Annotated in this window: 9 protein-coding genes; 8 read left to right on the top strand and 1 reads right to left on the bottom strand. The window is 42.8% G+C overall.

Annotated elements, in window-relative coordinates; all coding sequences use genetic code 11:
* Positions 1–174: 174 nt before the first annotated feature.
* The 7 genes from BMX56_RS17020 to BMX56_RS16990 all read left to right on the top strand — a co-directional run bounded on the left by BMX56_RS17020 (position 175) and on the right by BMX56_RS16990 (position 12,101).
* Positions 175–1,320 carry a methionine aminotransferase gene (locus BMX56_RS17020; RefSeq protein WP_090650626.1) on the top strand — a complete coding sequence of 382 codons (1,146 nt, stop codon included), beginning with the start codon at positions 175–177 and terminating at the stop codon, positions 1,318–1,320.
* A 180-nt stretch (positions 1,321–1,500) separates the two neighbouring features.
* Complete coding sequence (locus BMX56_RS17015; RefSeq protein WP_090650623.1) at positions 1,501–2,286, top strand: amidohydrolase; 786 nt, start codon at positions 1,501–1,503, stop codon at positions 2,284–2,286.
* A gap of 563 nt (positions 2,287–2,849) precedes the next feature.
* Complete coding sequence (locus BMX56_RS17010) at positions 2,850–4,124, top strand: TolC family protein (protein WP_090650621.1); 1,275 nt, start codon at positions 2,850–2,852, stop codon at positions 4,122–4,124.
* A gap of 22 nt (positions 4,125–4,146) precedes the next feature.
* Entirely contained in the window at positions 4,147–5,247 is a 1,101-nt protein-coding gene (locus BMX56_RS17005; RefSeq protein WP_255369862.1) for an efflux RND transporter periplasmic adaptor subunit, read from the top strand.
* A gap of 133 nt (positions 5,248–5,380) precedes the next feature.
* A complete protein-coding gene (locus tag BMX56_RS17000; protein WP_090650616.1) occupies positions 5,381–8,521 on the top strand; it encodes an efflux RND transporter permease subunit in 3,141 nt (1,046 codons plus the stop codon).
* Between the two features lie 99 nt (positions 8,522–8,620).
* The gene (locus BMX56_RS16995; protein ID WP_090650611.1) at positions 8,621–11,668 is read left to right on the top strand and encodes a GH92 family glycosyl hydrolase; all 3,048 of its coding nucleotides are present in this window, start codon (positions 8,621–8,623) and stop codon (positions 11,666–11,668) included.
* 79 nt (positions 11,669–11,747) lie between these two features.
* A complete protein-coding gene (locus BMX56_RS16990; RefSeq protein WP_090650609.1) occupies positions 11,748–12,101 on the top strand; it encodes a magnetosome magnetite crystal formation protein family in 354 nt (117 codons plus the stop codon).
* 31 nt (positions 12,102–12,132) lie between these two features.
* Here the strand turns inward: BMX56_RS16990 and BMX56_RS16985 are convergent, their stop codons facing one another.
* Entirely contained in the window at positions 12,133–13,011 is an 879-nt protein-coding gene (locus BMX56_RS16985) for a polyphosphate kinase 2 family protein (RefSeq protein ID WP_090650606.1), read from the bottom strand.
* Between the two features lie 273 nt (positions 13,012–13,284).
* Between BMX56_RS16985 and BMX56_RS16980 the strand changes: the two genes are divergently transcribed.
* Entirely contained in the window at positions 13,285–15,615 is a 2,331-nt protein-coding gene (locus BMX56_RS16980; protein WP_090650604.1) for a penicillin-binding protein 1A, read from the top strand.
* The last annotated feature ends 13 nt before the right edge of the window (positions 15,616–15,628 follow it).

The raw sequence follows: 15,628 nt of genomic DNA, 5'->3' as shown, positions 1-15,628 counted from the left end.
ACCGAACCAAATCAGCTTCAAAGTACCGGGATTAATATAGCTTAAGATACCGCATACTTACTGTTTTACAGCAGCGCTATTATTTTTCTTACAACGGTAAATACTTTCAAAAAACTAAAAATACGTATCAATACGTTTACCGGTTCGTGCTTTTTTATTTACTTTAGCCCTTAGATGATTTCTGTAGTTTCAAAATTACCCCAAACGGGTACTACCATATTTACGGTAATGTCGGCCCTGGCCAACGAGGTTGGTGCTATAAACTTGTCGCAGGGATTTCCGGATTATAACTGCTCGGCCGACCTGATCGAACTGGTTAACAAGGCGATGACTGATGGCCATAACCAATATGCCCCTATGGCCGGCGTAATGAGTTTAAGGGAGCGTATTGCCGAAAAAACCGAGAGGCTTTACGGTGCCGTTTATAATCCCGAAACCGAAATAACCATTACTGCGGGCGGCACGCAGGCTATATTTACAGCCATTAGCGCAGTTATACACCCCAATGACGAGGTTATTATTTTTGAGCCTGCATTTGATTGCTATGCCCCTGCCATAAAGCTGATGGGTGGCGTTGTAAAATCATTACCGCTTGAGCCGCCAAACTACCGCATTGCCTGGGATATGGTAAAACGGCTTATCAACCACAAAACCAAAATGATTATCCTTAATTCGCCGCATAACCCTACTGCTACTATTTTGCACAAGGAGGATATTGACGAGTTGAGCGCATTGGTTAAAAACCAGGATATTTTAATACTAAGCGATGAGGTTTACGAGCACCTGATATATGATGGCCAAACGCATCACAGTATGGCGCGCTACCCGGATTTACAACAGCGAAGCTTCATAGTGGCATCATTTGGCAAGCCTTTTCATGCTACCGGCTGGAAGGTGGGTTACTGTATGGCGCCGGCCTACCTGATGCATGAATTCAGGAAAATTCACCAGTTTTTGGTTTTCGCGGTTAATACACCCATACAATATGCTATTGCCGAGCATCTAAAAAATGAAGAAACTTATACGGGTTTGCCGGAGTTTTTTCAGCAGAAACGTGACTACTTTCGCCAGGGGCTGGAACAAACCCGGTTTGAATTGCTGCCCTGCCATGGATCATACTTTCAATCAGTACGTTACAGCAATATAACCGACGAAAAAGATGCCGATTTTGTACTGCGTTTAACTAAGGAATTTGGCGTGGCGGCGATACCGGTTTCGGCCTTTTACAGCAAGGGTATTGACCACCATGTGTTAAGGTTTTGTTTCGCCAAAAGGCAAGAAACTTTGGATAAAGCCGTTGATAGGTTATTGAAAGTTTAATTTTGGTTCATGGTTCATTGTTGATGGATCATAGCCGGATTGCTATTGTTTTAACTTCGGTTCATGGTTCATTGTTGATGGATCATAGCCGGATTGCTATTGTTTCACAGGGGTTCAAGACCATGATAAAAAAGTTCCATGAACTATGATCTATGAACCATCAACAATGAACTAAAAAGTATGGATAATCTTAAAATTACCGTTTTTCAAGGCTACCTTTTTTGGGAAAATACTGATAAAAATTTACAAAATATCACTTTACGCTTATCTGGCGGAATAAGGGAAAAAACAGACCTTATTATCCTGCCCGAAATGTTCAGCACCGGCTTTACCATGAATGCCGCTGCACTTGCCGAACCAATGGAAGGCAAAACCATGCAATGGATGCACCAAACTGCCAAACAACACGATTGCGTGGTTACAGGCAGTATCATTATCAAAGAAAACGACCATTACTACAACCGCCTCATTTGGATGCGCACCGACGGCACTTATGAGTATTATGATAAACGCCACCTGTTTGCTTTGGGCAAAGAACATAACACCTACACCGCCGGCAACAAAAAAATTATGGTGGAGTTGAACGGCTGGAAAATATGCCCCATGATTTGCTACGATCTGCGTTTCCCGGTATGGCTGCGCAATCTTGCCGATAACCCTTACGATTTATTGATAGTTGTAGCCAACTGGCCCGAACGCCGTGCCCTGCACTGGCGCACTTTATTACCCGCCCGCGCTGTTGAAAACCAGGCTTATGTAATTGGCGTAAACCGGGTAGGCCACGATGGCAACGAGGTTTACCACTCGGGCGATTCGACCTGTATCGATCCCAATGGAAACGTGGTTTATTACAAACGCGATGAGGACGATGTGTACACCTTCTCCATCATTGCAGATGAGGTAAAGAAAGCCCGCCGTGCCTTACCGTTTTTGAAAGACGCGGATGAATTTGAAATAAACCTTTAGGCGATTGGTCATTGGTCATTGGTCATTGGTCATTGGTCATTGGTCATTGGTCATTGGTCATTGGTGTGAATTTTCTAAGTTGGTTATGGTTTGAATTTCCTTAAATTTTTTTGATTTTGAGATGACGTAAATTCAAGTAGTAACTTGCGCATTGGAGCTATTTTTCGTAAATCCATATGCTTGAGATAGCATATCGCGACCATGTAAAATTGATATCCATCCCGCTAAACCGAATGCAAACAACGAAAAAAAATCAAAACAAACTTCTAAATACCAATTAGTTAATTGGTACCGAAGCGACCCGGATTGGCCAACAACAGGCACAAATACTTGGACGCGCCTAAATTGCGCAATACATCAGTTTAGTGTTAACTACCCTAAAACACAATACATTGATTTTTAGATATTTATAAATGTTTTATCTGAAATATGTTAAGTTATGTTAACCCAATTAGATGCGTTTGCCCAGGCGAGTTAATTTGCACATCTGCACATCTTTTACCCTCTTCATAGAAAATTCATACCCTTTATGAATTTTTGCCCCGTTGAATTGAAAGAGGATCATGTTTAAGATAAAAACCCTGCTATTTTTATTAATTGTATTTTTTTGCTGTAATACAAACCGGGCCACCGCCCAAACCGACACACTCAAAATTAACTTCCAGGATGCCGAAAAACAGTTTTTGGAAAACAACCTGGCCTTACTGGCACAGAAGTATAATATTGAGGCTTCAAAAGCGCTGATACAGCAAGCCAAACTGTGGGATAACCCCGTACTAAGCACCGACCAAAACATTTGGGATGGCGGCAGCAAAAAATTCTTTTACCACGGCAATAACAGCGGCCAGGTATTTGTGCAGTTAAGCCAGGTATTTGCTACCGCCGGCAAACGCGGCAAACAGGTAAAAGTGGCCGAAGATGATGCCAAAGTTCAGGAAGCAGCCTTTGCCGATCTGATGCGCAACCTGCGCTACAATCTTCAGCTGGATTTTAGTCAGCTGGCTACATTGAATGCTCAGGAAAAAGTTTATCAAAATGAGATCAGTTCGGCCCAGAACCTGGTAGCGGCCATCCAGAAATCATTTGATGCCGGTAATACTTCCATGAAAGATCTGATCCGCCTGAAAGCTTTGCTTTTTGGCCTGCAGAATGATATGGTAGAGAATAACCGCCAGGTTAACGATTTACAAACCGAACTAAAAACCCTGCTACAAGCCAAGGAAACAGCCTTTGTATACCCGGTAATAAGCGACAAACCTGTTGAGACGGTAACCCTCGATATCCCAGGTTTGATTGAGCAGGCCAAAACAAACAGGCCCGATTACCTATCAAATCAATATCAGCTAAGCTCGGCCACACATAACCTGGCGTATCAAAAAGCTTTGGCCGTGCCCGATGTTACTATCGGCGCTGCTTATGACCAAAACAGCAGTTATGCCCGCAATTATTATGGCCTGCAAATTGGTTTGCCCCTGCCCTTTTTTAACCGTAACCAGGGCAACATTAAATCGGCCAAATACAATATTCAAAGCCAGGAAGCAACTGTAAAACAAAATGAACTTCAGCTTAAAAACGATGTGGTAGCGGCTGTAAATCAGTACAAATTAAACCAGCAACTCTTCTCGACCCAACAACTGGAGTTTAATGAGCAATACGATAAACTGTTTAACAGCATGCTCAAAAGCTTCCAGCAACGGCAAATCAGCCTGATTGAATTTGTCGATTTTTTTGATACCTATAAAGATACCAAGCTAAAAATACTACAACAGCAATACAACCTGCAAAAAGCCATTGCCGACCTCAACTTTGCTACCGGCACTACTATAATTAAATCGTAAAACACCTTATAAAACATATATAATGATGAAAAGAGAAACGCTGTTATCCGGCATCTCCGCTTTACTATTGCTTGCCGCCTGCAAGGGCAAGCCGCAACCCGTAGCCGAAAATAAGCAGGTTTGCGTAAGCGATTCGATGGCAAAAATTATAACCATTGATACTGCTAAAACTACTGCCATAAAAAATGAGCTTACCCTGTCGGGCGAGGTTTCAAATGATGAAAATAACGTTGTAAAAGTTTTTCCTTTTTCAAGCGGGCAAATACTGGATGTTAAAGTTTCCCTTGGCGATAAAGTAACCAAAGGTCAAACCCTGGCCATTATGCGCAGCGCCGATGTTGCCGGTAATTATACCGACTTAACGGCCACAAAATCAGACCTGGCTATATCAAAACGCCAGTTGGAGCAGGCCGAGTACCTGTACAAAAATGGTATCTCGAGTGAGCGTGATTACACCGAAGCCAAAGAAAACTATAACAAAGCCGAAGCAGCTAACCGTAAAATTCAGCAACAGATTGCTATTAACGGAGGGGGTAATACCAACCCAGGTGGCACGTTGGTTATCAAGGCGCCGGAAAGCGGCTATATCGTCGAAAAAAATGTTACTACCGGCAGCTTTATCCGCCAGGATAACAATGGCAGCATGTTTACCATATCGAACATGAAAGATGTTTGGATTTGGGCCAACGTATTTGAATCTGACATCAGTAAGGTTAAAACAGGCTATAGCGCCAAAGTAACTACACTGGCTTACCCTGGTAAAGTTTTCGAAGGTAAAATTGATGCAGTAAGCTCGGTGCTCGATCCTGATAACAAGGTAATGAAGATAAAGGTAGTATTACCTAACACCGATATGCTGCTGAAACCCGAAATGTTTACCAATGTAGTAATTACCAATAATGATGCTGCAACATCCGTATCAATCCCTGCCAAAGCAGTGATTTTCGATAGCAGTAAAAACTTTGTGGTGGTTTACAACAGCAAATGCGATTTAAAAGTACGCGAGGTAAGCGTTATCAAAACAGTTGATGATGTCACCTACATCGCATCAGGCCTAAACGCCGGCGACAAAGTGATCTCCAAAAACGGGCTGCTTTTATATGATGCATTAGCGGGAGATTAATTTTAAGAAGTATCAAGTAGTTAGTATCAAGTATCAAGACCGGAGCCAGCCAGTTAATTGTTACCTAATACCAACCACCTGATACCACCATAAAATCTTGCTACTTGATACTAACTACTTGATACTTTAAAAGATGAATAAATTCATTAAAAACATAATTTACTTTTCACTCAGGCACCGCTACTTCGTGTTTTTTATGACACTTGTTCTGATTGTGCTTGGTGTGTGGAGTTACATGAATACGCCCATCGAGACGTTTCCTGATGTAACTAATACCCAAATCATCATTATTGCCCAATGGCCGGGCCGTAGCGCCGAGGAAGTTGAAAAAATGATCACCATCCCGATGGAGACCGTTTTAAACTCAGTACAAAAAAAGGCTAACCTGCGTACAACGTCGGCCTTCGGCTTATCATACGTGCGCATCATTTTTGATGATGACGTGGACGATGCTTTTGCCCGCCAGCAGGTGCTAAGCCGCCTGGGCAATGCCGATTTGCCAGATGGTGTAAAACCTGAAGTTGAACCACCCTACGGCCCCACCGGCGAGATTTATCGTTACACGCTTAAAAGCCGCACCAAATCAATCCACGAGCTTACAGCTATTCAGGATTGGGTACTTGACCGCCAGTTTAAATCTGTACCCGGCGTTGCCGATGTAAACAGCTTCGGCGGCGAGGAAAAAACTTACGAAGTTGCTGTTAACCCTGCCCTGTTGCAAAAGTATGGGCTTACTTCGCTGGATGTTTATACCGCTATAAACCGCAGCAACATCAATGTGGGTGGCGATGTGATTGAGAAAAACGACCAGGCCTATGTAGTGCGCGGTATTGGCGTTATCAATAACATCGATGAGATTCAGAATATCATCATCAAAAACGTAAACAACGTACCCATATTGGCAAAAGATATTGCGGATGTAAAAGAGGCCGGCCTACCCCGTTTAGGACAGGTAAGCCGCGACAAGCAACAAGATGTGCTTGAAGGCATTATTGTAATGCGTAAAGGCGAAAATCCGGCGGGGGTTTTAGATCGTATCCGTGAAAAGGTTAAAGACCTGAACGAAAACATCCTGCCAAAGGATGTAAAGATTGATACCTTTTACGACCGTACCAACCTGATGGATTTTTGTACAGAAACCGTGATCCATAATCTGTGCGAGGGTATAATCCTGGTAACCGTTATCGTTTTCCTGTTTATGGCCGACTGGCGCACCACACTTACAGTTGCCATTATTATTCCTTTATCGCTTTTATTTGCATTTGTGTGTATGCGCATAAAAGGGATGAGCGCCAACCTGCTATCAATGGGTGCTGTAGATTTTGGTATAATTATAGACGGGGCAGTTGTAATGGTTGAGGGGATTTTTGTTGCCCTTGATCATAAGGCTAAAGAAGTAGGCATGCAAAAGTTTAACGGCCTTGCCAAGCTGGGTTTGTTTAAAAATGTAGGTGCTGAAATGGGTAAAGCCATCTTCTTTTCCAAGCTGATCATCATCACCTGTTTAATTCCGATTTTTGCTTTCCAGAAGGTGGAGGGTAAAATGTTCTCACCTTTGGCTTATACTTTGGGTTTCGCATTACTTGGGGCATTAATATTCACACTAACCCTTGTACCTGCGCTTTCCAGTATCCTGTTACAGAAAAACGTAAAGGAAAAACATAATCCGGTTGTTACCTTTTTCGAGAACGGTATCCGCCGCATGTTCAACTTAACCTATAAAAATCAAAAACTGAGTTTGATAGTTGCGGTTGCCTTTATGGCTATCACCTTCTTTTCGGCAAAGTTCTTAGGGTCGGAATTTCTTCCTGACCTTAATGAGGGCGCCCTATGGGTTGAGGCCGAGTTACCAATGAGTGTTTCGCTAAATGAAGCCGAAAGCATCAATCAAAAAATGATGCAGATATTGGAGAAATTCCCTGAAGTAAAACAAACACTTGCCCAGGTTGGCCGAACTAATGACGGTACCGACCCTAAAGGATTTTTCAATGTGCAAATCCAGGTTGATCTTAAAAATAAAAAGGAATGGCGCAAAGGTATATCTGAAGATGAACTGATAAGTATGATGGATAAACAGTTAACCAAAATACCCGGCGCAGTTTTCAATTACTCTCAGCCAATCAGGGACAATGTTGACGAGGCTGTAGCCGGGGTTAACGCATCATTGGCTGTAAAAATATTCGGGCCAGATTTTGAAACCCTTGATCACAAAGCCGATAGCGTATTGGGTGTTTTAAAAACAGTTCAGGGTATTGAAGACCTTGGTGTTTTGCGCAATTTAGGTCAGCCAGAATTCCGGATCGAACTGGATCAACGTAAAATGGCATTATACGGTGTATCAACAGCCGATGCCAACTCGGTAATTGAAATGGCCATAGGTGGTAAAGCCGCAACTGAATTATATGAGGGCGAACGCCGGTTTGATATCAGGATAAGATATCAGCAACAATTCCGGGACACGCAGGATAAGATCGAAAACCTGATGATCCCTACGCTTAACGGATCAAAAATAGCAATAAAGGAGATTGCTACCATCAAATCAACAACTGGTCCGGCATTTATATACAGGGATAATAACACCCGTTATATCGCCGTAAAATTCTCTATAAGGGGTCGTGATTTGGGCAGCACCATCGCCGAGGCACAACAAAAGGTTAACTCAAAAGTAAAGTTGGATCATGGCTATTCATATGCATGGGCGGGCGAGTTCGAAAATCAGCAACGCGCCTCAAAGACACTGGCACATGTGGTGCCAATATGTTTGCTGGTTATCTTCCTTATTTTATTCATCACATTTGGCAATGCCAAAGATGCAACCTTGGTAATCATGAATGTGCCATTCGCCTTAATTGGCGGGATATTAGCTTTGCACATTACCGGAACCAACTTCAGTATCTCTGCAGGTATCGGATTTATCGCCTTATTTGGCGTGTGTATTCAAAATGGTGTAATCCTGGTATCTGTATTTAAAAAGAACCTGGAAGAACATATGCCACTTGATAAAGCCATTTTAGATGGTGTTATCAGCCGCGTAAGGCCCGTAGTAATGACGGCGTTGATGGCAGCCATAGGGTTAATGCCTGCGGCTGTATCAACGGGTATAGGTTCCGAAACGCAGAAACCCCTGGCTATAGTTGTTATTGGTGGCCTAGTAACTTCAACCATATTAACACTATTGATATTGCCTATCATATATGCTATTGTTCACCGGCTAATCCACCGCCGCGAAAACCGCAAGCTTTTGAAAAAGATAGGCGTTGTACGCAACGCATAATACCCCTTGCTAAACTAACGCCCGGCTAATAAACCGGGCGTTTTTTCGTTTATATGCTTTTAAGTTTTAATTTGCGTTATTATACCACACGTTAAAAATATGCCATCGTCGCGCGCCATTGTAAGCAGTTTTTCTATCGCTGCAATCCTTTTGTTATCCCATATTTCATCGGCACAAAAAAGAAAAGATAAAGATTACGCCCAACTGGTTAACCCCTTTATTGGTACCGGGGGGCATGGGCACACTTACCCCGGCGCGGTAATGCCTTTTGGCATGGTGCAGCTAAGCCCTGACACACGACTGGAAGGCTGGGATGGCTGCTCGGGCTATCATTATACTGATACGGTTGTCTACGGCTTTTCTCACACCCATTTAAGCGGCACAGGCATTCCCGATTATTGCGATGTGTTGTTTATGCCTACCACCGGCGAGCCGCAGTTTAAGAACACCGAATATCGCTCTGGGTTTAAAAAGAAAAATGAGATTGCCACGCCCGGTTATTATAAAACCTTGCTGGATAAATACAATATCGGCGTCGAATTAACAGCTACTCCCCGCGTTGGCTTACACCGCTATAGCTACCCCAGTGCCGAAAAGGCCAACATCATCATAGATCTGCAACACCGCGACGAGGTGCTGGATTCGTGGATTGAAGTGGTGAACGATCACGAAATTCGCGGGTACCGCAAATCAAAATCGTGGGCCAACAACCAACAGGTTTATTTTTACGCTAAATTCTCAAAAGCATTTAAAACTTACAGCATAGCCAATAACGACGAATTACTGGAAGGGAAAAACAAAGCGCAGGGCAAAAAAATTAAAATGTACCTGCAGTTTAACAATCCGGGCGAGGTGATTTCGAAAGTCGGTATTTCGGCAGTAAGTACCGAAGGCGCCTTGAAAAACCTGGATGCAGAAGTACCCGATTTCGATTTTAAAAAGGTCCAGAAAGCAGCCAAAGCAACCTGGAATACCGAGTTGAATAAAATTCAGGTAGAAGGCGGCGGCCCATCCTCGTCGCAACAATCAGCACTGAGCGACGAAGGTAATGTTAACAGCCCTTATGGTCCCGCCCCTGCCGGAAAAAAGACAAAACCTATTAACTATGCAGGTATAAAACAAACCATATTTTACACCGCTTTGTACCACAGTATGCTGGCACCCAACATTTACAGCGACGTTGACGGCCAATACCGGGGTATGGATCAGCAAGTGCATACCGCGCAAGGCTTTAACTACTATACTGTTTTTTCGCTGTGGGACACCTACCGGGCCGAAAACCCTTTGCTTGCACTGATAGACAGGAAACGGACGCTCGATTTCATCAAATCATTCCTGGCGATGTATGATCAGGGCGGTTTGTTGCCGATTTGGCCGCTGGCCAGTACCGAAACCTATTGCATGATTGGTAATCACTCCATCCCTGTTATTGTAGATGCTTATGCAAAAGGTATTCGTGATTTTGATGCGGCAAAAGCATTTACCGCTATGAAAGCTGCGGTGAACCGCAACCAGTTCGGGCTGGATGTTTACCGTAAAAACGGCGCGGTATTATCCGACCAGGAAGATGCTTCGGTATCAAAAACCCTGGAGTATGCCTATGACGATTGGTGTATAGCCCAAATGGCTAAAATGCTGGATAAACCCCACGACTATGCCGAATACATTCAACGTGCCCAGTATTGGAAAAATGTTTACAACAACCAAAATGGCTTTATGCAGGCCCGCAGCAATGGCGGCTGGCTTAGCCCCTTCGACCCTACCGAGATTAACGGTAATTACACTGAAGGCAATTCCTGGCAATACTCGTTCATGGTACCCCAGGACGTTGAAAACCTAATGGCAAAAATGGGTGGCAAGGAAGCTTTTGAAGCCAAACTGGATGAGTTATTCACAACCGAATCAAAGTTAAAGGGCAGCGATATCCCGGATGTGGCCGGCCTGATAGGGCAATATGCACATGGTAACGAGCCAAGCCACCACATGGCTTACCTATACAACTTTACCGCATCGCCCGAGAAAACGCAATTTTATATAGACAGGATTCTGCATGAAGAGTACAGCAATAAACCCGATGGGCTTGCAGGAAATGAAGATTGCGGGCAAATGTCGGCCTGGTATGTCATGAGTTCGCTAGGTATTTACAATATTGCCCCCGGGCAGCAGGCTTTCCAGGTTGGGGTGCCACAGTTTGATAAAGCGGTTATTAATTTAGAAAACGGCAAGCAATTTACCATCCTCAACTCCGGGGCAAGCATAGGCAAAGGCAATATTTATTTACAGGGCATGAGCCTCGCCAAGAAAACCTATAACAAATTATACCTCAATTTTGACGATATAGCCAATGGCGGCGAGTTTGAAGTATTTGCCGGCAAACTGGCCAATAAACTTTTTGTACAGGATTTGGAACGCCCAACTTCAAAAATCGCCGATAGCTTGATTGTGGCTAACCCTTACATTATAGCCCCCGCCAAATCATTCAAAGAAGCTATCAGCGTACAAATAAAAAGCTCCGATCCGGATGCCGGGATTTATTACACGTTAGATGGATCAACCCCTACCGTAAACTCAACACTTTACAGTAAGCCAATTGCCATTACCGGGAATACAACCGTTAAGGCGATAGCTATCATGAACGGTAAAAGCAGCTTTGTTGACGAAGCTAACTTTATTAAACTACGAACAGACATCAAACTAACGCTCGTCAATAAATACCTGCCCAACTATGCAGATAAAGGCGACGAATCGCTTATCAACGGCATCCATGGCACAACAAACTGGCATGTGGGCAACTGGCAGGGCTACCAGGGCAAAGATTTGGAAGCCATTATTGATATAGGTGCCATAAAACCTGTAAAACAAGTCAGTATTGGCACATTACAAGATAGCAATGCGTGGATAGTGTTCCCTAAATATATTCAATATTGGGTATCTGACGATGGCAGGAATTATAAGTTGGCAGCCACCGTGAATACCAAGGTAGATATTAAGGATACAAATTCGCAAACCCAGGAGTTTACTGCGCCGCTAAATTTAAACACCCGCTATATTAAAATAATAGCCAAACAATATGGCGCACTGCCCAACTGGCATGAAAGTAAAGGCAACCAATCGTACATTTTTGCGGATGAAATAACCGTGGAATAATTTGTGATTAAACTATTCTTTTGATCAAAATATGGTTAGCTTTAATAATTAATTATCACTCAAAATTACCTTCTTTACTATGAGCAACTATTCGTCAAGCGATGATGGCAAATTAGCCGGCATCATCAGTTATTTTACCATTATAGGGTGGCTTATTGCTTATTTTGCCCTGTATCAAAAAAACAAAACCTATCAGGCAAGCTATCAAATGAGGCAAACGCTGCTATTCCACATCGTGTCTATGATCGTATCGTATGCCGCCGGTGCTATACTTTTTTCGGTAGGTTTTTCGTTTGGTGCAGCAATACTTTGGGTAGTGCGGGTTGCGCTTTTTGTAATCTGGGTGATTGGCCTGCTTGGCGCACTCCAGGGTGAAAGAAAACCAATGCCGCTAATTGGAGAACCTGCACAAAATATATTTTCTGGCATTTAACAAAGTTCGATTAAGCAATTGGAGCGGTGATTTACTCCTTTTCCAATTGCTTTTTGGATTCATCCAATTTATCCTTCTCTTCTTTTTCAAGCACCGGGTATTTCAGCTTCAATCCTTTTAGAGTATCAAGAATGACAGTAGAAATGGCAATCCGTGTAAACCATTTTTTATCAGCGGGGATTACATACCAGGGGCAATCACCGGTAGCGGTTTCCTTTATTGCCTTTTCATAAGCATCCATATAGTCCCCCCATTTTTCCCGCTCTTGAATATCGGCAGCCGAAAATTTCCAATTCTTTTTGGGGTTATCAATCCGCTTTAAAAAACGCAGCTTTTGCTCCTGCTTAGATACATTCAGGTAAAATTTAATAATAACTGTACCGTTATTCGTAAGGTGCTTTTCAAATGCCCGGATACTTTCGTAACGTTTATCCCAAAACTTTCCATCAACATCTTTTACATCGTTAATCCCAGGCAAATGCTCTTTTAGCAACAAATCGGGATGTACCTTGGTTACTAATACATTTTCATAATGCGACCTGTTGTGGATACCTATGCGCCCCCTTTCTGGTAACGACCGGTAATGCCGCCACAGAAAGTCGTGTTCATAATCTTCGGGACTGGGTTGTTTAAAACTATAAACCTGGCAGCCCTGCGGGTTTAAGCCCGATAATGTATGTTCAATAGCGCTATCTTTCCCGGCGGCATCCATCGCCTGGAAAATGATGAGCAGGGCATATTTATTGGCCGCGTAAAGTTCTGTCTGCAAGTCAAATGTTTCATCTATCAGGTCTTTTAATGTCTTTCGGGCCTCGATTTTTTTAAATCCGTCAGAATACGCCGGATCGAAGTCTCCCAGCTTAAATCCCTTACCATTTTCGACTTTAAACTTTTTGACGATATTACTCATGATAAAAATTTTGTTTTACACGTTGTTAACATGAAATTTAGGTATTAAAATTGCGTTGATAATAAAAGTTTATTTTTAGCTAATGTACTACGCCACTATTCAAACCTAAATATAAGTTACCGTTTAAGGCAACATCAAATTATATTATGGAAATTTTAGGCCTTTATTAAATAAAAGGCAGTCGGCTGGTATATATTTAGCTTTATATAAACTACACATATTAATATTTGTTTCGGGCTATGATTTAGCGCCATAATTTTACATCTTTACCCAATGTTCAGAGAAATACGAAACCGGTTTCTGCGATTCCTTGTTATCTTCATATACTTCGTTATCATCTTTTTTTGCTCTATAGAGCTCAACTTCCTTTGGCTTTTTGGTTATTCACCTGACATGCAGGATATTAAGACCCCTGTGCTTTCTGTGGGCTCGGAGGTTTTTACTGCCGATGGTAAACTGATAGGCCAATACTATAAAGAAAACCGCTCGCCCGTTGATTTAAAGCATATTTCACCCAACCTTATAAACGCGCTTATTTCAACCGAAGACGTGCGTTTTTACAGTCATGGTGGTGTCGATTTTTATTCGTTTTTTACCAGTATGGTTTCAACGGCTAAAGGCGAGCGGCGGGGCGGCAGTACCATTACACAACAACTTGCCAAAAACCTTTTTGAAACACGTAAGCGCAAATCCCAGGGCTTTATCCGCAAAGTGCCTCTTATAAATACCGTTGTATATAAGTTTAAAGAGTGGCTTACTGCGTTTAAAATTGAACACGTATATAGCAAGCAAAAAATTCTTGAATTATATTTTAATACGGTCCCTTTTGGCAACAATACTTTTGGCATAAAAACAGCCACATTAAAATATTTTAACAAACAACCTGACCAGGTTAGTCCCGGTGAAGCTGCTTTGCTTATAGGTATGCTGAAAGCCACATCCAGCTATAATCCTATCCGCAATCCTGAACGTGCTACCGAACGCAGAAATACGGTTTTAGGCCAGATGCTTAAAAATGGTTCCATTACTAAAGACCAATACACAAGCAGTTCACAATCGCCCATAAAACTCGATTTGAGCTATGTAGAAGAAGATTCACATGGCGACTCCTACCTTCGCCGCGCGGTTGAAAAATGGCTGGATAAATGGTGTAAGGATAATGGGTATGATTTATATGAGGATGGATTGAAAATTTATACAACCATAGACTCGCGGATGCAGCAATATGCCGAAGAGGCTGTTGCCGAAAAAATGAAAATGCTGCAAAAACGTTTTTACAACCTATGGGGCAATAAAAATCCGTGGCGCGATTCGAAGGGTGTAGAAATTAAAGATTTCATTTTAAAAAACGAGCAAAAACTTCCTATATACAAATTGCTGGATAAAAAATTTGGCGGTGACACCTTAAAAATAAGCGAGTACTTTAAAACTAAAAAACGGATGACCGTTTTTACCTGGCACGGTGAGCAGGATACCACATTTTCGACTATCGACTCTATTAAATACTACGCCAAACTGTTAAATACCGGCATGATGACGCTTGAACCATCTACCGGTAAAATAAAGGTTTGGATTGGCGGCATCGACCATCGTTTTTTCAATTACGATCACGTAAACCAATCAAGAAGGCAGGCAGGTTCTACCTTTAAGCCATTTGCCTATTTAACGGCGCTTGATAACGGCTACACGCCCTGCGATAAATTCACCGATCAGCCAGTAACCATAAAATATAAGGACAACGGTAAAGACGAAGTATGGCAGCCTAATAATGCCGATTTTCATTTTTCGTACCAGGAAATGTCGCTACGATGGGCTATGGGTAAATCGGTTAACTCAATTACCGCGCAGCTTACCGAAAAAGTTGGCTGGGATAAAATTGTACAGTACGCGCACAAATGCGGTATCGAAAGCCCATTAAAATCGGTACCCTCGGTATCGTTAGGATCTAATGACGTTTCGGTTTATGAAATGGTACGTGCATACAGCACATTCCTGAATAAAGGCCAAAAGATAGATCCTTTGCTGGTCACCAAAATTACAGACCAACAGGGTAATGTAATTGACGAATTTGAGTTGAAACAAGAAAAAGTATTGAGCGAGGAAACCGCGTGGCTTATGCTTTATATGTTCCGTGGTGGTATGGAAGAACCGGGAGGCACCTCGCAAGCCCTGTGGGAATACCCTGGCCTTTGGAAAAAGGATAACCAGATTGGCGGCAAAACCGGCACTTCATCTGATTATGTCGACGGATGGTACATGGGTATAACAAAAGATTTGGTTACCGGTGTTTGGGTTGGTGCTGACGACAGAAGCGTACACTTTACATCGTCCGAAACCGGCGAAGGATCACACACTGCCCTGCCCATTTTTGGCCGTTTTATGGAGAAGGTTTATGCCGATCCAAAACTGGGCTATACTTACGGGCCTTTTCCAAAACCATGGAGCAAGATCACCAAAAACTATAATTGTCCGTCGCCGCATATTGCCGCTGATACTACAGAGGTAGATAGTACAAGCAACCCTATTGATACCACCAACGTTATACCAACACCGGCTGCCAGCACGCCGGAGAACCCCGAAACAACGCCCGCCAATCAAAAATAGGGCATTTTAAGGG

Source organism: Mucilaginibacter sp. OK283, assembly GCF_900110415.1.
GTDB lineage: Bacteria > Bacteroidota > Bacteroidia > Sphingobacteriales > Sphingobacteriaceae > Mucilaginibacter.
The sequence above is the reverse complement of the archived record's forward strand: the minus strand, read 5'-3'. Positions and strand labels throughout refer to the sequence as shown.

What these genes read in the sequence shown, in the direction of transcription:
- BMX56_RS16990 (WP_090650609.1), top strand. Translation starts at nt 11,748, where the DNA reads ATGAGCAACTATTCGTCAAGCGATGATGGCAAATTAGCCGGCATCATC.
- BMX56_RS17005 (WP_255369862.1), top strand. Translation starts at nt 4,147, where the DNA reads ATGATGAAAAGAGAAACGCTGTTATCCGGCATCTCCGCTTTACTATTG.
- BMX56_RS16985 (WP_090650606.1), bottom strand. Translation starts at nt 13,011, where the DNA reads ATGAGTAATATCGTCAAAAAGTTTAAAGTCGAAAATGGTAAGGGATTT.
- BMX56_RS17010 (WP_090650621.1), top strand. Translation starts at nt 2,850, where the DNA reads ATGTTTAAGATAAAAACCCTGCTATTTTTATTAATTGTATTTTTTTGC.
- BMX56_RS17015 (WP_090650623.1), top strand. Translation starts at nt 1,501, where the DNA reads ATGGATAATCTTAAAATTACCGTTTTTCAAGGCTACCTTTTTTGGGAA.
- BMX56_RS16980 (WP_090650604.1), top strand. Translation starts at nt 13,285, where the DNA reads ATGTTCAGAGAAATACGAAACCGGTTTCTGCGATTCCTTGTTATCTTC.
- BMX56_RS17020 (WP_090650626.1), top strand. Translation starts at nt 175, where the DNA reads ATGATTTCTGTAGTTTCAAAATTACCCCAAACGGGTACTACCATATTT.
- BMX56_RS16995 (WP_090650611.1), top strand. Translation starts at nt 8,621, where the DNA reads ATGCCATCGTCGCGCGCCATTGTAAGCAGTTTTTCTATCGCTGCAATC.
- BMX56_RS17000 (WP_090650616.1), top strand. Translation starts at nt 5,381, where the DNA reads ATGAATAAATTCATTAAAAACATAATTTACTTTTCACTCAGGCACCGC.